Source organism: Rhodospirillaceae bacterium (genome assembly GCA_028819475.1).
GTDB lineage: Bacteria > Pseudomonadota > Alphaproteobacteria > Bin65 > Bin65 > Bin65.
On sequence record JAPPLJ010000038.1, the window covers coordinates 26158 to 43208 of the forward strand.

The 17051-nt window shown below is 64.0% G+C and carries 18 protein-coding genes; 6 read left to right on the forward strand and 12 right to left on the reverse strand.

Annotated features, from left to right (window positions below; translation table 11 throughout):
• Positions 1 to 31: 31 nt before the first annotated feature.
• The 5 genes from OXM58_12085 to OXM58_12105 all read left to right on the forward strand — a co-directional run bounded on the left by OXM58_12085 (position 32) and on the right by OXM58_12105 (position 4331).
• The gene (locus tag OXM58_12085; protein ID MDE0149100.1) at positions 32 to 817 is read left to right on the forward strand and encodes an ABC transporter ATP-binding protein; all 786 of its coding nucleotides are present in this window, start codon (positions 32 to 34) and stop codon (positions 815 to 817) included.
• Complete coding sequence (locus OXM58_12090) at positions 814 to 1683, forward strand: amidohydrolase family protein (protein ID MDE0149101.1); 870 nt, start codon at positions 814 to 816, stop codon at positions 1681 to 1683. The genes OXM58_12085 and OXM58_12090 overlap by 4 nt, the downstream gene beginning before the upstream one ends.
• Positions 1684 to 1719: 36 nt before the next feature.
• Positions 1720 to 2163, forward strand: a complete 444-nt coding sequence (locus tag OXM58_12095) for a nuclear transport factor 2 family protein (protein MDE0149102.1) — start codon at positions 1720 to 1722, stop codon at positions 2161 to 2163.
• Between the two features lie 2 nt (positions 2164 to 2165).
• Entirely contained in the window at positions 2166 to 2633 is a 468-nt protein-coding gene (locus tag OXM58_12100; GenBank protein MDE0149103.1) for a nuclear transport factor 2 family protein, read from the forward strand.
• 75 nt (positions 2634 to 2708) lie between these two features.
• The gene (locus OXM58_12105; protein ID MDE0149104.1) at positions 2709 to 4331 is read left to right on the forward strand and encodes a class I adenylate-forming enzyme family protein; all 1623 of its coding nucleotides are present in this window, start codon (positions 2709 to 2711) and stop codon (positions 4329 to 4331) included.
• Between the two features lie 10 nt (positions 4332 to 4341).
• Here the strand turns inward: OXM58_12105 and OXM58_12110 are convergent, their stop codons facing one another.
• The 9 genes from OXM58_12110 to OXM58_12150 form a co-directional block, all read right to left on the reverse strand.
• Positions 4342 to 4905: a VOC family protein gene (locus OXM58_12110; protein MDE0149105.1), complete on the reverse strand. Its 564-nt coding sequence runs from the start codon at positions 4903 to 4905 to the stop codon at positions 4342 to 4344.
• Between the two features lie 34 nt (positions 4906 to 4939).
• The gene (locus tag OXM58_12115) at positions 4940 to 6205 is read right to left on the reverse strand and encodes an aromatic ring-hydroxylating dioxygenase subunit alpha (protein ID MDE0149106.1); all 1266 of its coding nucleotides are present in this window, start codon (positions 6203 to 6205) and stop codon (positions 4940 to 4942) included.
• Positions 6206 to 6273: 68 nt separating this feature from the next.
• A complete protein-coding gene (locus OXM58_12120) occupies positions 6274 to 7047 on the reverse strand; it encodes an SDR family NAD(P)-dependent oxidoreductase (GenBank protein ID MDE0149107.1) in 774 nt (257 codons plus the stop codon).
• 137 nt (positions 7048 to 7184) lie between these two features.
• Entirely contained in the window at positions 7185 to 8474 is a 1290-nt protein-coding gene (locus OXM58_12125; protein MDE0149108.1) for a dihydrolipoamide acetyltransferase family protein, read from the reverse strand.
• Complete coding sequence (locus OXM58_12130) at positions 8474 to 9487, reverse strand: alpha-ketoacid dehydrogenase subunit beta (protein ID MDE0149109.1); 1014 nt, start codon at positions 9485 to 9487, stop codon at positions 8474 to 8476. Before OXM58_12130 ends, OXM58_12125 begins: the two co-directional genes overlap by 1 nt.
• Before the next feature lie 14 nt (positions 9488 to 9501).
• Positions 9502 to 10470: a thiamine pyrophosphate-dependent dehydrogenase E1 component subunit alpha gene (locus OXM58_12135; GenBank protein ID MDE0149110.1), complete on the reverse strand. Its 969-nt coding sequence runs from the start codon at positions 10468 to 10470 to the stop codon at positions 9502 to 9504.
• Between the two features lie 104 nt (positions 10471 to 10574).
• The gene (locus OXM58_12140; protein MDE0149111.1) at positions 10575 to 11315 is read right to left on the reverse strand and encodes a ThuA domain-containing protein; all 741 of its coding nucleotides are present in this window, start codon (positions 11313 to 11315) and stop codon (positions 10575 to 10577) included.
• A gap of 55 nt (positions 11316 to 11370) precedes the next feature.
• Positions 11371 to 12642, reverse strand: a complete 1272-nt coding sequence (locus tag OXM58_12145) for an aromatic ring-hydroxylating dioxygenase subunit alpha (protein MDE0149112.1) — start codon at positions 12640 to 12642, stop codon at positions 11371 to 11373.
• 57 nt (positions 12643 to 12699) lie between these two features.
• On the reverse strand, positions 12700 to 13470 hold the full coding sequence (locus OXM58_12150; protein ID MDE0149113.1) for an SDR family NAD(P)-dependent oxidoreductase: 771 nt from the start codon (positions 13468 to 13470) through the stop codon (positions 12700 to 12702).
• Between the two features lie 139 nt (positions 13471 to 13609).
• Between OXM58_12150 and OXM58_12155 the strand changes: the two genes are divergently transcribed.
• Positions 13610 to 14584 (forward strand): IS1595 family transposase, encoded by a 975-nt coding sequence (locus OXM58_12155; GenBank protein ID MDE0149114.1) that lies wholly within the window; start codon positions 13610 to 13612, stop codon positions 14582 to 14584.
• Positions 14585 to 14690: 106 nt separating this feature from the next.
• Here OXM58_12155 and OXM58_12160 read toward each other — a convergent pair whose 3' ends face one another.
• The 3 genes from OXM58_12160 to OXM58_12170 all read right to left on the reverse strand — a co-directional run.
• Complete coding sequence (locus OXM58_12160; protein ID MDE0149115.1) at positions 14691 to 15032, reverse strand: hypothetical protein; 342 nt, start codon at positions 15030 to 15032, stop codon at positions 14691 to 14693.
• Between the two features lie 14 nt (positions 15033 to 15046).
• Entirely contained in the window at positions 15047 to 15289 is a 243-nt protein-coding gene (locus OXM58_12165) for a hypothetical protein (protein MDE0149116.1), read from the reverse strand.
• A 12-nt stretch (positions 15290 to 15301) separates the two neighbouring features.
• Positions 15302 to 17051, reverse strand: a 1750-nt coding sequence (locus tag OXM58_12170) for a DNA methyltransferase (protein MDE0149117.1), incomplete at its 5' end; no start/stop codon positions are given.

The following is a 17051-nucleotide window of genomic DNA, read 5'->3' on the forward strand; positions in this document are numbered from 1 at the left end:
TACGTCCGCCGATCGACCTGTAGCGAAAGACGTGCCGCAACAAGCGAAAATCGCGATCGAGGGCGTGACGAAGGAGTTCGCCACGGAGACGGGTGACACCTTCGTTGCGCTGACAACGGTGAACTGCACCGTTGCGGACCGCGAGTTCGTCAGCCTGGTCGGGCCGAGCGGCTGCGGCAAGACGACTCTGCTCGAGATCGTTGCCGGCTTGCAGGCGCCGACGAGCGGCAGGGTTCTCATGGACGGGGAGGAGATCGAGGGACCGGGCCCCGACCATGTGGTCATTTTCCAGCAATATGCGCTGTTTCCGTGGCGTACGGTCGCCGCGAATGTCGAATTCCCGATGGAAGTGGCGGGTGTCGGGCGTGCGGAAAGACGCGAGCGGGCCCTCGAATATCTCGGCATGGTCGGCCTGGACGGATTCGCCGATCACCATATCTGGCAGCTCTCGGGCGGCATGCAGCAGCGCGCGGCCCTGGCGCGCGGCATTGCGTGTCAGCCCAAGGTGATGCTGATGGACGAACCGTTCAGCGGCGCCGACGCGATCACCCGCGAGATTCTCCAGGACCTGTTGGCGAGGCTTCGCAAGGAGACGCGTCAGACGATCATCTTCGTGACCCATAGCGTCGACGAGGCGATTCGCCTTTCCGACCGGATCATGGTGATGGGAACGCGTCCGGGCCGGATCATCTCGACATTCGATGTGACCGACGATCTGCGCGACCATGGCGACCGGGTTACCGAGTTGCGCGAGGCGATCTGGTCCGTCCTGCGCAACGAGATCGTGCCCATAGCGGAAGCAGAAGAACGCACATGAGCGGCGTCATCGATTTCCGTGCGCGCCCGAATACGCCGGAATGGGCACGCTACCTGGCGCGCCGCACCAGGACCATCCGCACCGAAGCCGGCGGCATGAAATACGGCGAGTACACGGCCAACGAGGAGACGCTCGACGGTTTTCTGAAGCAGCTCGACGAAGCGGGCATCGAGCGCGCTGTTTTCGCGGCGCGGGACCGGTCCGGCACCGATCCGGACTGGATACTGACCAACGACTTCGTGGCCGAATGCGTGCGCGCCGCCCCCGACCGGATCGTCGGCTTTGCCGGCGTGGACAGCAGCAGACCCGAAGCGGCCGCCGATGCGGTCAGGCACGCAGTCTGCGACCTCGGCCTGCTCGGCGCCTGTTTCGATCCGTTTCTGCTACAGGCCGCACCGGACGACGAACGGTTCGACCCCATCTACCGGGCGTGCAACGACCTCGGCGTTCCGGCGGTCGTCACCCTGGGCGGGTTGCCGGGCCTCCCGACGCCGCTAGGGAATTCGAGCCCGCTCGCGATAGACATTGTCGCGAAACGGTTCCCGGACCTTGTCCTGATCGCATCGCATGGCGGCTGGCCCTTTCCCCTCGAGATGATCGCCGTCGCGTGGCGCTGCGAGAATGTCTATTTCGAAAATTCCTTCTACCACTTTGCGCCCGGCGCCGAGGTTCTGGTCGAAGCCGCAAACACGATGATCGGCCACAAGATGCTGTACGCGTCCGCCTATCCCTTCGCGCCGCTGGGCGAAACGCTCAGCAGGTTCCGGACACTGCCGTTCGACGCCGACGTCTTGGACAAGGTGCTTTTCGGCAACGCCGACCGGCTTCTGGCGCAGATTGCGGCCCGCGCGGCGGACGCCGGGTAGCCGCGGAACAATCGCCCGGCGACCGGGAGAAGACCGATGTTGAGCGCACGAGAAGCCGCCGCCGCGCGGCAGGAGATTTCCGAAGTCCTTTGCCGCTACGCGGTCTACGTCGACGATGGAGAATTCGACCGTCTGGAGACGCTGTTCGCCGGCGACGCGACCTTTGACATATCGCCGGACCCCAAAATCGTCCCGGTGCCTGCAGTCGGACGCCGCCAGATCCGCGAAATTCTCGAAGGGCGCTACGACGTCGTATCGAAGGTCGATCAGCGCCGCCATCTGATAACCAATCTCGTGATCGATGAGCTGAGCGACACGGAAGCGGTCACCCGATGCTTCCTGACCGTCCTGTCGGTTCCGAAAAGCGGCGGCAGCGTCGAGTTGCGCGGTACCGGCGTCTATCACGACCGCTTGCGGCGGATCGACGACGCCTGGCTCATTGCGGAGCGCCGGCTGGTGCTCGACGCGCTGGGGACCTGACCATGGATCGCACCGAACGCGCTGTCGCGACGACCGAAATTACCCAGCTGATCGGCCATTACGGCAATTGCCTCGACCGGGGCGATTTCGACGGTCTCCAGGCCCTGTTCACGGAAGATGCCGAATTCCACGTCGGCCCGGACCCGGGCGTCGACTCGCCGCTCCGCGGCAATGCCGGCATCCGGCAGACTATCGAGCGGCGATGGCGAACCTTCGCCGACAGGGAACAGCGTCGCCACGTCATGCTCAACGTGGTCGTCGGGTCCTTGTCCCGCGACGAAGCGGAAGTCCGTACCACCATCGTGGTGTTCGTCGTCGGCCGGACCAGTGGAGAGAATGTCAAAGCCCACGGACTGGGCGTGTTCGACGATATCGTGGTGCGCCGCGGCGACAACTGGCTGTTCCGCGAACGGCGCCTCGTCCTCGATCGTGTCGACTATTTTGCGCCCGGCTGGGTCAACCCCGACTGAGTTCTTGCTCTCGCGAAGGAGCGTCCTGGCAAGACCGAACGACGAGTCAGACTGCCGGACCGCAGGCGCTTGAAGATGGCGAGCACAATCGAGGCGACGACGATCGGCGATCTCCTCATCCGCGCCGCGGAGCGTTGGCCGGATGCGGATGCGCTGGTGCTGCCGGCGTCCCGCCACACGTTCGCCGACCTGGCGGAGCGGAGCGTCGACAGGGCGCGCGCCCTGATCGCGCTCGGTGTCCGGCCGGGCGAGCATGTGGCGATGTTCCTGCCTACGTCGGTCGAATTCGTCGAATTCCTGTTCGGCATCGCTTTGGCGGGCGCCGTTCCGGTGCCGATCAACGCGCGCTATCGCGGGAACGAATTGCGCTATCTGGTCGACAATTCGGACTCGGTCGCCGTCATCGCCACGGCGGATGTCGCGGAAGGCGTCAACCTGCTCGAGCGCCTGTCAGAGGCGTTGGGCGATCACGGCGCCGCGGGAATCGAAACGCTCCGCTCGATCGTGTCGCTGAGTGGCGACGCGTCGGGCGTAATCGGTCCGCGCGCCTTTGCCGGCCACGCGGGCGACGTTCCCGTCGCCGAAGTTCACCGGCGGCGCCTGCGGGCGCGTCTGCGGGATACCGGAATCGTGCTCTACACCTCGGGCACCACGTCCAACCCGAAGGGCTGCCTGCTGAGCCACGAAGCCGTCGTGCGCAACGGCATCGAACTGGCCCGGCGTTATGAAATGTCCCAAGCGGACCGGTTCTGGTCGCCGCTGGCGATGTATCACATCGGCGGGATCATGCCGATCGCGGCATCGTTCTGGGTCGGCTGCCGCTACGTGACGATGCCGCGGTTCGAAGCCGGCCTTGCGCTGCGCCTGTTCCGGGACGAAGGGGTGACGATCAACTATGCGGCCTTCTGGCCGATCATCGCCGACCTGATCAACCACCCGGAATTCGCGACGACGGATTTATCGAACACCCGCCTGATGAACAGCAGCCTCGCGATGCAGCCCGAGCCGGCACGCAGGACCCTGGCGCGCGCAATGCCGAATGCGTTTCAGGTCAGCACCTACGGCCTGACGGAAGCCGCGGGAACCGTCTCGACGAGCCGTCTCGACGATAGCTACAAAGTGCGCATAGCACGCCTCGGAGCGCCGCTCGAGGGCCTGGAGGTCAGGATCGTCGATTCGGACGGCCGGGAAGTGCCGCCGGGCGCGCATGGCGAGATCGCGATCCGCGGCTACGGCATCATCGACGGCTATTACAAGGACCTGGAAAAGACGGCGGAAGCCCTGAGAGACGGCTGGCTGCATACCGGCGACATCGGTTCGGTCGACGAGGCCGGCCATGTCATGTTTCACGGCCGCACCAAGGACATGCTGAAGGTCGGGGGCGAGAATGTTGCGGCGCTCGAAATCGAAGCGCTGGTCGGCAGCCATCCCGAGGTCAGGTTGTGCCAGGTCGTCGGCTGCCCGGACGACCGGCTGGTCGAAGTGCCCGCCGCCTTCGTCGAGCTGAAGACTCCGGGTACGGTCGGCGAAGGCGACATCATCGATTTTTGCAAGGGCAAGGTGGCAGGCTTCAAGCTGCCGCGTCATGTTCGTTTCGTTTCTGAATGGCCGATGGGCGCGACCAAGATTCAGAAATTCAAGCTGCGCGACCGGTTGATCGAAGAACTCGGGCTGGCCGGGAACGATACGACGGGCTGACGGCCGGAGGCTATCGGCGAGCGGCGCGCCGGACCGGGTCGTGGCCGTCCCAGTTCCGCGCGGCCTCGCGCATGTATTCGAAGCCTTTCAACAATTTGCCGGCCGGCTCGATAACCTCCAGGAACGGAGCCGATTCGGTCATCCGGGCATAGAAGAAACGGCCCCGGCCGCCGGACATCGTACCTTCCAGCAGCACCGACGCGCCGGCATCGGCGCAGACTCTTTCCGCCACCGCGATGTCGCCGACGAGAATGCCGACATGATGCAGGCCTTCGCGCCCGTCCTTCTGCCAGTCATGGAAGATCGATGGCGCATCGTTGTGCTGATGCACCAATTCGATCTGGAGATCGCCCCAGTAGCCGATGCCGACCGCGAGATCCAGTTGCGCCGGAGCGCCGCGGTAGCGCACCTCGCCGAACTCGACATGGTCGATAACGAAGAAGGGGCCGGCGCCCATCGTCCCGCTCCAGAAGCGCAGACCGGCTTCGAAATCGCGCCACATGAAGGCAAGCTGGACGATATCGCCGAGCCCGGCGATGGAGGAGGGCAGGGCGGAGGTGCGAAGAACGTTCATTCCGGCCGTATGCCTCGATCGGGCAACACAGCCGCTAGACCGCGGGCTGCCGGTCAGCCGGCGGAACCGAACCCCGTGCCGTCGTCCAGCCGTCCACATGGGCCTGGAGCACGTCGGGGACACGCAAATTTGGCGCGAGCCGATCCTGCCCGATCCGGCGGTCCAGTTCGGCATGCCAATGGTAGATGCGGCGCTCCTGATAGTTGAGCGGCATGCCGCGAAAGCCCGACGATTCCACCGATTTCTGGATCTCCTCGGCAAACTGGAGATCCTCGTCCAGGATATGGCGGAAATTGTCGAGGCGGGTTTCCCAGATGGCCGGCCGCGCGCCGTCTCCCCATGCCGGCGCGAACCAGTGAACCTCGATGACCATTGTCGCCAGATCGACCGGCCAGAAACACAGGAACGGCATGCCGGCGGGCGACACCGGCGTTACGAGATTGGGGTAGACATTGAGCGAGACGTTGGTCGCGGCGTAGATCGGATCGACGCCGGGTATCTCCGGCAACCCGGCCACGCCGGGGTCGGTCCAGCCTTCGCGCCGGTTCGGCGTCACCATGCGCGAATGGCCGCCCTGCCATAGCGTGATGAACGAGCCGCGGTGATCGAGGAAGCGGTCGACCGTCTTTCTGTGAATAGAGTTCAGGTGATAGACCTCGAGAAAGGCGTCGAGCAGAACCTTCACGTTGCAATTGAGGGTAAACGCTTCCTTGTCGATCAGGCGCAGTTGTTCGGGCCGAAACTCCAGGAGGTGATCCCATGTCGGCCCCAGGCTATCGGCAAGCGGCCCGGCCTCGGGGTCGAGATTGATGAAATACCAGCCGCCCAGCGATTCGCAGCGCACCTCGATCAGGGAGCGGCAGGATTCGTCGAGGCCGACGAAATCGCGGCGGTCGCGCACGCCGACCAGGTACCCCTCCATGTCGTAGGTCCAGCCGTGGTACTTGCACGAAAAGGCGCGCCTCACCTTGCCTTGTGGCTCCATGAGCACCGGCGCGCCGCGGTGGCGGCAGGTGTTGTAGAAGCAGCGCACCTTGTTGTCGGTGCCGCGAAGAAAGAACAGGGGATCGCCCGCCCGGTCCCAGCGGATGAAATTGCCCGCCGCGGGCACCTCGTCGTCGTGGATGGCGTAGAGCCAGGTCCTGCGCCAAAGGCGGTCACGCTCGAGCGCATGGAAGCCGGGGTCGACATAGCGCCCGCCGGGAATGTCCTGAAGATGGGGGAAGTCGTCCGGCGGTTCCGTACGGCCGGCTTCGTACTCGATTCCGGTCCCGATCCGCCGTGCTTCTTCGGGATTCATTTCAACTCTTTTTCAGCGGTCACGATCCGACCTCCGCAACCAGCCCTCTCACCCGTTCGGGGAAGCGCTCAGAATTGGACACGCTTCGTGAATCCGCCATCGACGATCAGGTTGACTCCCGACACCCAGCTTGCAGCGGGGCTTGCCAGAAACACGACGCATCGCGCCACTTCTTCCGGGCTGCCCATCCGTCCGCTCGGCTGTTGCGCGACGATGCTGTCGTAAAACGCCTCATTGTCGGCCTTGATCTGCGCCCATGCACCCCCTTCGAAGTAGATCGGGCCGGGCGAAACGGTATTCACGCGGACGTTGTTCCGGAACGTCGTCTGCGACAGTTGCTTGGCATAGGTGATCAGCGCGGCCTTGATCGCGTTGTAGGCCATCGGCGCGAGGAAGGTTTCCACCGCCGCGGTCGTCGAGATGAAAACGATGGAGCCGCCGTCGGATTCCTCCAGTGTCGGCATGAGGGCCTCGCAGCCGCGCACCGTGCCCATGAGGTCGATCTCGAAGTTGCGGTACCAGCTCTTTTCCCCCTCCATCCCGCCGCCCGCACTGACGTTCGGGATGAAGATATCGACTCCGCCCAGCGCCTCCGCCGCGCTTTCGAGCCATGCCTTGTAGGCGTCGGCTTCCTTAACATTCACCACCGAACCGTGAATGTTGACCCGGTGCCTCTGAAGATCCCTGGCAGCCTCTGCGACCTGGTCCGCCTTGCGCGCGCAAAACGCGACGTCGCAGCCTTCGGACGCGAGCAAATCGGCGATTCGGCGGCCGATCCCGCGGGTTGCACCGGTAATGATTGCCTTGCGGCCTTTCAGGCCAAGATCCATGTTCTGCACCATCTGGCGGAGGGGGCGGCAAAGAACGCCGTCCGGCAAGGATGCGCCCGAGCCCGGCCCGGCAATTAGGCCATACCGGGCGGGCACGTGCAAGGCTCGGCCGGCGGGCCGGTCCGGAGTGCGTTTCCTGGCTCAGCCTCTCAGGAAACTCCGGCCAACGCCGCCGGCGCTTCGACGTGTCGGCGAAGGGCCTGCAGGAACCGCGCCGCCAGGGCGCCGTCTATGGCGCGATGATCGCATGACAGGGTCGCGGCGACCGCCGACCGGAAAGCGATGCCGCCTGCCCCGTCCTCGTGAGGCTCGCGCCGGATTGCGCCGATCGCGAGAACCGCCGCCTGCGGCGGTGTGATGATGGCGTCGAACTGGCGAATGTCGAACATGCCGAGGTTCGACACGGTGAAGGTTCCGTCCTCAAGGTCGGCGCCGGTCAGCGTGCGTGCGCGTGCGGCAGCGGCCAGGCGCGCCGTTTCGTGCGCGATTTCGATTACCGGGATGTTGGCGGCATCCCGCACGACCGGTGCTACGAGGCCTTCTTTCGTTGCCACCGCGAAACAGACATTGACGGCATGGAACCGCATGATCTCCGAATCCCGGACGTTAGCGTTGAGGTCCGGTTCGTCGGCCAGGGCGAGAGCTGCCGCCTTGATGAAAAGGTCATTTAGGGTCGGCTGAGGCGCTTGGGAGCCAGCTCTCAGGTCGTCGCGCAGCCGGATCAGTTCGTCGACCTGCAGGTCCGCAACAACGGAAAACCGCGGAACGGTCTGGTGCGATTGCACCAGCGTCCTGGCGATCGAGCGGCGCGTGGTCGTCATGGCGACCGTTTCGTAAGCCGGCGCCGCCGCGCCGGCATCGTCCGGTTCAACCTGGCCTTCGTCCGGGACGGTCAGCGCCGATGCGGTCCGCGCCGCTGCAGCCGCCTCGACGTCGCGTTCGGATATCCGCCCGCCACGGCCGGTCCCGGCCACCGTCGCGAGATCGACGCCGAGTTCGGCGGCCCTGCGCCGGGCAAAGGGGCTTGCGTTGACCTCGCGATTGCCGCCGTCCGGTCCGGCAGCGGCGTCCGGCGCCGCCGCATCGGCGAAACGGTCCGGTCCGCCTTGCGTTTCAGGCGGCGATTCGATTTCGGACAGGGTCACAGGCCGGAAGCTGGCAACGAAGGCGTCGATCTCGGAGGGCGAAATGGCGGGATCGGCGATCACGGCGATCAGCGCGCCGATCGGAAAGGTCTCTCCGACCGGCGCGGCACGCCACAGCAACCCGCCGGCCTCCGCCTCTAGCGTGTTGACGATTTTGTCCGTTTCTATGTCGACGAGATCGGCGCCGCCGGTAACAGGTTCGCCTTCCTCGACATGCCAGGCGGCGACCGTGCCCTCCGTCATTTCGAGCCCCCACTTGGGCAGGGTCACGGCATGGATTCGCTCCTGCGCCATCAGCAGCCGGCGATCAACGCGCGGATTTCCGACTCGATTCTCCCGGGGCTCGGCACATAGGCGCGTTCCAGCTCGCGGGCGAACGGCGGCGGGGCATGCGGCGCGGTGATCTGGACGATGGGCGCCTTGAGGTGTTCGAAGCCGTTCTGTGCAACCTGGCCGGCAATGTCGGCGGCGATGCTGCATCTCGGCGGCGATTCGTCGACGATGACGAGCCTTCCGGTATTGGCCACGCTCTCGAGAATCAGCTCGTCGTCGAGCGGCGAGGTCGTCCTGGGATCGATCAGGTCGCAGGTAATCCCGTCCTCCGCAAGACTGTCGAGCGCCCTTTCGGCGAAAATGCGCATGCGGGCGATGGCGACGACCGTCGCATCGGAGCCCTCGCGGACGAGGCTCGCTTCCCCGAAGGGAATGGCATAGTCGCCTTCGGGCACGTCGCCCTTCCTGGCGTAGAGCGCCTTGTGTTCCAGGAAGACGACAGGATCGTCGTCCCTGATGGCCGTCGTCAGGAGGCCTTTCGCATCGGCCGGCGTCGACGGCACGGCTACCTTCAGGCCGGGGACTGCGGTCAGCATTGGGTAGACTGTCTGGGAATGCTGGGGGCCGGCGTTCATCCCGGCGCCCATGGACATGCGGATCACCATCGGGGTCCGGGCCTTGCCGCCGAACATGTAACGGAATTTCGCCGCTTGGTTGTAGATCTGATCGAAACAGACGCCGACGAAATCGGCGAACATGATCTCGGCCACCGGCCTGAGCCCGGCCAGCGCCGCGCCGTTCGCCGCGCCGACAATGCTGGATTCGCTGATCGGTGTGTCGATGACCCGGTCTTCGCCGAACTCGTGAATCAGGCCTTTCGTAACGCCGAATACGCCGCCGGCGGCATCGCGGGTTCCCGACGATCCGCCGGCGCCGCCCGAGATATCCTCGCCCAGCACGATCACGTTCGGATCCCTGCGCATTTCGTTGAACAGCACTTCGTTCAAGGCGTCGCGCATTGTCATCGTCGGCATGGGCTGGCTCGCGCTCAATAGGTTGCGTAAACGTCTTCGAGCACCGCTTCGGGCGTCGGCCGCGGCGCCGCCCTGGCCGTGGCCACGGCCTCATCGACAGTGTCCGCGGTTTCGCGATCGATCCCGTCGAGTTCCGCCGCTTCGAGTAACGCGCCTTCGATCGTCCTGCGGCGGAAATTGAGCAGGCAATCATTACCCTCGCGCAGGGCCTCGACCTCGCCCTTCGCACGGTAGAACTGGGGATCGCCCTCGAAATGGCCGAAATACCGCATCGCCTCGGCGTAGATCGCGCTCGGCCCGTTGCCGTCCCGGGCGTGCCCGATCGCCTGGCGGGCGGCTTCGTGTACGGAAAAGAAATCCGTGCCGTCCGCTTCCCAGACCGGGAGGCCGAAGCCGGCGATCCGCTTTACCGGATCTTCGGTGCCGACGCCGTAGGAGGCGCCCGTGTGCTCGCTGTAGCCATTGTTCTCGAACACGAACACCTTGGGGACCTTGAGCACGACGGCCATGTTCATGGCCTCGAAGACGGTGCCCTGGTTGGAGGCGCCGTCGCCGCTGAAAGAGACCGCAACGCTGCCGTCCTTCTTGACCTTCGACGCGATCGCGGCGCCGACCGCAATCGGCGGGCCGCCGCCGACGATCGCATTCGCGCCGAGCATGCCCTTGTCGACATCGGCGATATGCATCGAACCGCTGCGGCCCTTGCACATGCCGTCGCGGCTTCCGTAAATCTCGAGCATCATCGCCGTCACGTCGCAGCCCTTCGCGATCGAATGGCCGTGGCCGCGATGCGTGCTGATGATGTAGTCGCGATCGGTAAGGTTCTCGCAGACCCCGACGGCGATCGCTTCCTGCCCGGCATAAAGGTGGATGAAGCCGGCGATCTCCCCGGTGCGGTTCTCGACGTGGAGACGCTCTTCGAACGCCCGGATCATCGCCATCTGGCGGTAGGCGCGGAGCATGTCCTGGCGGCTGATTTGCACGGCGTTAAGATCCTCCCTGAGCCGGACGGGTACGCTCAAGCTCAATATTTCGAAGCGGCAGCGTGTTTCTTAGAGAAAATGGCGAAAACCGTATACACGCATTTTCAGCGTTCCACCGCCCAGCGGATGCTGCGGCGAAGCAGTTCGTAAAAGACCGGCAAATGCCAGGCGCCGCGCTCGACATAGGGGTAGAAGTCCGCCAGCGGCCGCAGATCGTACCGGCCGCGGGCATGCCCGAGCGTGAAGTAGAGAACCTCGCCGCCGCCATGCTCGCGCAGATACATCACCGCATGGTCGTCTTCCGGCCAGGTGTCGCGGACGAACAGATCCGTCTTGCCGCCGAACCGGGTGGCCAGGAGCGGCGTGTTGCCGGGGAGGCAGTCCTGCAAATACTGCTCGTCCTCGACGACGAAATTCGCGATCCCTGCGACGAGCGGGTGTTCCCTGGCCGTGTTGACAACCTTGTAGCGTCCGATCGGTGAGGGATGGGCCTGGAACTGGCTGCCGATCATGGCGAAAAAGCTCGGATCGAGCGGCGGGCATTCGACCCGTCCGTCCGCACGGAAGCTCAGTACCGAGTTGGTGCCGTGCAGGGCGAGCCAGCGCCGACCACGTCCGAGGAAACGCGCGAGGGCCGCAATTTCGTCACCGCACGGAACGACGTCGCAGGTGTAGGTCACCAGGACATCGGCTTCCGCGATCTCTTGGGTGGAGCTGTAGTCTGATCCCACGGTCACCCGGATCCGCTCGTGCTCGGCGAGCAGCTTGAGCAATTCGATCCGGGCGAAATCGATGTCGTGGTACTTTCCTCCGGCAACGAGATACGCGTTGATCGGCCCGGTCATCGGTTCCAGCCCTCCGCGCCGCTGCGTATGAAGACGATCCGGTAAGGCAGCACGGCTACGGACCTTCGCGACCGCCATCCCGCGCGCCGCGCTCGAGATAGTCGGCGATCACCTTGTGGAAATGGCGAATTCGCGTTTCCTGTTTGCCGAGCCAAAGACCCTCGAACGCCGTCGAGTGCATTCCCGCCTGCACCCGGGGCAGGTTGGCGGCATCCTGATCGAGAACGAGGCCGAGCGATTTCTCGCCGTGTTTGAAATGGCGATGCCTCGGCCGCCGCCGCGGCGGCTCCTCGTCCGACTTGAGTAGCCTGAAATTCTGCAGGTCGAAATACATCCGGTTCGGGTCGGTCGGATGCGGCCGATGGCGAAACAGCATCAGGTCGTCGGCATGGGTGTTCAGCGTTACGTTGGGGAAGATCAGATAGTTGTGATCGTCGGTCAGCTGGTCATCCTCCAGCTCGGAGTAGTCGAGACCTGCCTCCGGGCCGTGCTCGCGTTTCCAGCGTTGAACCGCGCGGCGCACGTCTTCCACCCTGCCGTCGAAATCGGCGGGATCCATGTCCGCGTCGCGCATAATCAGCTTTATCAGCGGCGGGATTTCGGTGGTTTCGCCGACCCGGTGGCTGACGGTGGCGAACGGCACGATATAGCGGCTGTGGCGCCCGAAACAGTCGATCCGGACCTTGAAGTCGTCAAGGTAATAGAGCAGCTGGGGATGGATGCCCTGAACGTGATAACTTTCGTTGAAGGCGTCCACCGAGGTTTTCCAGTTGCAGTCCCACTCGACCGTCCAGTCGCGGGTCATGATCATCCGCTCGAAATGATATCGATCGAGCTGGTCCGGTAGCGGCTGAAGATACTCGAGAAGCGGTTCCGGCTCGGGGTTCATGGTGAACCAGACGAAACTGCCCCAGCTGTCGCATGCCAGTTCGACCAGCCCGTGGCAGGGCGCGCCCTGCGGAAACGTCTCGATATCCGGTATGCGGCTGATCCGGCCGCTCAGATCGTATTCCCAGTGATGGTAGCCGCACTTCAGCGTGTCGTCGGTGTGGCCGAGCCCGGGCGGAGCGACACGGTTACCCCGGTGCTGACAGACATTGTAGAAGGCGCGGACCGTGTCATCCTGCTGGCGCACGACCAGAATCGATTCCCGGCCGACATCGTGGACATAGTAGTCGCCCGGCTCCGGGATCGCATCTTCGCGGCAGGCCAGAAGCCAGACTTTCGTCCATAGCGCGGCCCATTCCCGCTCCATGAACGCCGGGCAGGTGTATTTCTCCTTCGGAATCATCGCCGTGCCGAAGTCGAACCCGGAGGCATCCACCACCGGGAACTCCGTTTCGCCGGTTCTGGTTCGCTGTACCGCCAAAGCCGGCTCCGTGGCTCAGAAACCGATTCGCTGGGAAAAGCCGCCGTCGACCGGGATCTGCGTGCCGTTCACCCAGCTTGCAGCGGGGCTGGCCAGGAAAACCGCGTAGCGGGCGATCTCGTCGGCTGTGGAAAGCCGCCTTGACGGGTGCTGCCGCACGGTCGCCTTGTAGAGTTTCGGATCGGCGTATTCCAGCATTTCCCACCGGCTTCCCTCGAACACGGCAGGCCCCGGCGCCACGGCGTTGACCCGGATTCCGGATGGCGCCAGCGCGTGCGAAAGCTGCTTGGCATGAGTCGCCAGGGCGGATTTCAGAGCGTTGTAGGCCAGCGGCGGCCCGAACGCTTCGCCGGAAAGAGCCTCGCCGATCATCACAATGGCCGCGCGGCTCGAGTCCTTCATCGCGTCGGCAAGCAGCTCGCATCCGCGAACGGCCGCCAAGACGTCGATCTCGAAATTGCGATACCAGTCGCGCTCGCTGTCCTTGCCGTCCATCCCGCCGCCGGCGCTGACGTTGGCAATGAAAATGTCGACGCCGCCCAGGGCCTCGCGCGCTTCCGAGAGCCATTGCACATAGCGCTCGCCGTCCCGCACGTTGAGGGCGGAACCGAAGGCACGAACGCCGCACTTTTCAAGGGATTCGACCGCGTCAGCCACCCTGCTGTCCGCGCGTGCGCACAGCGCGATATCGCAGCCTTCTTCCGCGAGCAGTTCGGCGATCCGCCGCCCGATGCCCCGGCTCGCTCCGGTAACGATCGCCTTGCCGCCCTGCAATCCCAGGTCCATTCAGGCTCCCCTCGCCGCGGCAGATTCCGGCGCGTTGCCCCGGCGCGCGCGATGCTAGTATACAGCGGATAACAATGGGAATTATATACTTGACGGACAAGGGCGCAATCCCCATATGAGTTGAAAGGGAGATTGCACAATGGCTACAGCACCGGGGAAATCGCACCGCAAGGGACTGACGGTCAAGGAACTGATGCAGATGTTCCCGACCGAAGACGCCGCCCGCCTCTGGTTCGAGAAACACATGTGGCCGAACGGCCCGGTTTGCCCGCATTGCGGCAGTACGGAACACCGTGAAAACCCGGCGAGCGAAAGCCGCCCCTACCGTTGCAAGAATTGTGGTCGGCATTTCAGCGTCCGGGTCGGAACGATCCTTGAGCGGTCGAAAGTCAGCCTTCAGGATTGGGCGATTGCCATCTACATGCACCTGACCAGCCTCAAGGGCGTCAGCAGCATGAAGCTGCATCGCGACCTGGGCGTGACGCAGAAAACGGCATGGTTCATGTTGCAGCGCATCCGCAAGGCGTTCGACAATGACGACGAACCGCCGTTCGGCGGGCCGGCGGAAGCCGATGAGACGTGGTTCGGTGGTCTGCGCAAGAATATGTCCAAGGACAAGCGCAAGGGCCTGTCGGGCCGCGGCGCGGTCGGCAAGGACGCGGTTGTCGGCGTCAAGGACCGGGCGACGGGCCGGGTGGCCGCACGTCATGTCCGCCATGCCGACACGCCGCACGTCGCGGGCTTCGTCGCCGAGCGGGTGAAACTGGGCGCGAAGCTCTATACCGATGAAGCGCGGGCCTATCGCCCGCTGGCCGCATGGTACAACCACGAAGCGGTGAATCACTCGGTTGGCGAGTACGTCCGCGGCATGGCGCACACCAACGGGATCGAGTCCTTCTGGGCCATGCTCAAGCGGGCGCACAAAGGCACATACCACAAGATCAGCCCGAAACACCTGCACCGCTACGTTGCCGAGTTCGCAGGCAAGCACAATGTCAGGGAAGCTGATACCGTGGCGCAGATGGCCGGGCTGGCAACTGGCATGGTCGGGAAACGGTTGATGTACCGCGACCTGATCGCCGATAATGGGCTGGCGTCCGGCGCACGGTCCTAGACGCGAAACGCCCCGCAGGTTGTGGCCGACCGGGCGGGGCGATTTCTACACTCTCAACGCTCGCGGCTCTTGTAACCGGGAGCGTTCGGCATGTCCAGCGCAGAGATCATCGATTTTGGCGCCGCGGCAGATGAAAGGCGGCGTCGATTTGAGCAACCGTCAACGCAGCGATCTCCTCGGCAAGAGGAGACCGGGCCAGACTGCGATTCAACGATTCAAGGGCTTCCCGTATCTGGCGAATCTGAACTACCGCCTCCAAACTTGGCAATCCGCAGTTGGTCAACGCATCTTCTGATAGCAAGACTATTTCGTCTCGACCCTCGATACTCACTCGAAGCACAAGGTATGTGGTCTCTTCGCGCTGAAGCACATCGGTTACTTCAGCGATAGGGACGGGACTTTCGTCGCTTTCAACGTCCCACGGGATGCCGTCGCTTGGTTCGTTCATAGTGTGATTCCTTCCTAGTTCTGCGCCCGCCGGACGGCCTCGATATGCTCCCGGACCTTCGCCGTGCGCTCCGCCAGGAGCGGAACCAGGCCGTCCATTTCGTCCTCCGAACGGCGGCGCGACAACATCATGACGGCGACCTCGCCATAGTCGGCCAGCGCCGCATCCGGGTCAGCCTCCATCATCATGGATTGCGCGGTCAGCATCTCGACCATAACTTCCAACACCGCGAGTCGGTCTGACTGTTTGCTCGTCATCGTTCGTTCCCTCTAATCGACCAGCCCCGGAAGGGTTGGCGGCGCGGCTTCGCGCTCTTGCCTGATTTCGCGCATGATCGGGTGTTCGCCTTCGGCCCCGGCCATCCATCCGTTCCTCTTGTTGAGCCGCCGCAGCCCGCTCAACGTGTAGGTGTTGCTTTTGGCCCGGTTGCACGGGCCGCAGAGTAGAATCCGGTTCGAGATGTGATTCAAGCCGCCGTCGCTCCGGGGCGTGTTGTGGTCCAGTTCCAGATACCGCGGATCGTCGAACCGGCGATCGCAGCCTTGGCAGGTCGGCCCGTGCTGGCCCAGCAAATGCCGATACATCGCCTCGCGGGTCATCTTCGGGCCGCGCGGCTCGAACACCGTCACCTTGGGACGCAGAAACGGCGCGGCCGGCTCGCCATCGTCGGTGCGGCTCGGCAATTCGTCGGTGAAATGGATTTCCTTCGTGAACAGGTCGCCGCGACCGGCTTCCGGCAACGCCATCCGCTCGCGTTCCATGCGCTTCAGGACAACCGCTTTGGCGTCATCCCATATATCCATGCCGACCCATTGTCGGCCCAGACCCTCGGCCGCTACGCAGGTTGTGGCGCAGCCCGCGAACGGATCGCAGACAATATCGCCTTCAGCTGTGGATGATCGGATGATCCGGGAATACAGCCCGATGGGCTTCTGCGTCGGGTAGCCAACGCGCTCTTTCTTGTCCCGCTTTGGAATCCAGCGAACTTCCCTGTCGATTTCGTCGGTCGTTCCTTCCAGAACACCCTTTGTGTGCGGCTGATGCACCCACAAATCCTGAAGCGGCTGCCCCGGACTGTCAGCCAAATACTGTCGATAGGTGGGGAGGTAGTTGGTCTCCGTATCTATCACGCCTTGCTCATACAGAGCATCCAGCTTGTCGTGCTGCGGAAGGTCGGGATCAATGCCGAGGGCGAGTACAAGCTCGCTCGGCACTGCCCAATGGCGACCGTGAGCGGTCGGGTTGAATCCGCGCCACGGCTGCCCGCTCGCACCTTGCCGAGTGCCAGAGCCGTGAATGCTGTTCGTCCAATATCGGCCCCGGTCGTCTCGGCTCTTGAAGTAGCCTTGAACGTGGCCCCGAAGATATGGGCCGAACAAGACTGTGTGCCGGTATTCCGGCATGGCGTAGAACAAAAGCACATCATGAATCGGCCCGAACCGATCAGCGGAATTGTGGGAGCCGGTGCGCCGCCAGATGACCTGGTTGCGGAAGCTCCCTTGCCCGAAGATCGAATCCATCAGGGCCTTCAGGTAATGGCAGGCCGTTGAATCGCAGTGCAGATAGATCGCCCCGGACGGACGCAGTATCCGCTTCATCTCCATGAGCCGAACGGCCATGAAGCACAGGAACGCTCCCATATCGGAGCCGACTTCCTCCCGCGGGCGTTTCAGATTCTTCTTGGTCGGGCGCATATAGACGGCGTTGGCTGCGTCTATAACCTCCCATGCCGCCGGGTAATCGTCCTTGATCTGGTCGAGCCAAACCGGCTGCGCTTCCTCCTCCCATTTCCATCGGTCCTGAAAACCGGCCCCGGCGGCCAGAGAGTCGGGCGTCGCGTGAAAGTCCTTGGATTTGTTGAAGGGCGGATCGGTCGCGATCAGGTCGACAGTCGCCGAGTTCATGGCCCGGAGAAAGCCGAGGTTGTCGCCGTGAAACAGCGTCCGGTTCTGCCAGTTGGCTTCCTGCCGGACTGCCGGACTGCCGGACTGCCGGACTGCCGGACTGCCGGACTGCCGG

Bases quoted from the DNA above. Each gene is read 5' to 3' on its own strand.
- OXM58_12165 (MDE0149116.1), bottom strand. From the start codon at position 15,289: ATGACGAGCAAACAGTCAGACCGACTCGCGGTGTTGGAAGTTATGGTC.
- OXM58_12105 (MDE0149104.1), top strand. From the start codon at position 2,709: ATGGCGAGCACAATCGAGGCGACGACGATCGGCGATCTCCTCATCCGC.
- OXM58_12150 (MDE0149113.1), bottom strand. From the start codon at position 13,470: ATGGACCTGGGATTGCAGGGCGGCAAGGCGATCGTTACCGGAGCGAGC.
- OXM58_12090 (MDE0149101.1), top strand. From the start codon at position 814: ATGAGCGGCGTCATCGATTTCCGTGCGCGCCCGAATACGCCGGAATGG.
- OXM58_12095 (MDE0149102.1), top strand. From the start codon at position 1,720: ATGTTGAGCGCACGAGAAGCCGCCGCCGCGCGGCAGGAGATTTCCGAA.
- OXM58_12100 (MDE0149103.1), top strand. From the start codon at position 2,166: ATGGATCGCACCGAACGCGCTGTCGCGACGACCGAAATTACCCAGCTG.
- OXM58_12120 (MDE0149107.1), bottom strand. From the start codon at position 7,047: ATGGTGCAGAACATGGATCTTGGCCTGAAAGGCCGCAAGGCAATCATT.
- OXM58_12160 (MDE0149115.1), bottom strand. From the start codon at position 15,032: ATGAACGAACCAAGCGACGGCATCCCGTGGGACGTTGAAAGCGACGAA.
- OXM58_12130 (MDE0149109.1), bottom strand. From the start codon at position 9,487: ATGCCGACGATGACAATGCGCGACGCCTTGAACGAAGTGCTGTTCAAC.
- OXM58_12155 (MDE0149114.1), top strand. From the start codon at position 13,610: ATGGCTACAGCACCGGGGAAATCGCACCGCAAGGGACTGACGGTCAAG.
- OXM58_12140 (MDE0149111.1), bottom strand. From the start codon at position 11,315: ATGACCGGGCCGATCAACGCGTATCTCGTTGCCGGAGGAAAGTACCAC.
- OXM58_12125 (MDE0149108.1), bottom strand. From the start codon at position 8,474: ATGGCGCAGGAGCGAATCCATGCCGTGACCCTGCCCAAGTGGGGGCTC.
- OXM58_12115 (MDE0149106.1), bottom strand. From the start codon at position 6,205: ATGAATCCCGAAGAAGCACGGCGGATCGGGACCGGAATCGAGTACGAA.
- OXM58_12110 (MDE0149105.1), bottom strand. From the start codon at position 4,905: ATGAACGTTCTTCGCACCTCCGCCCTGCCCTCCTCCATCGCCGGGCTC.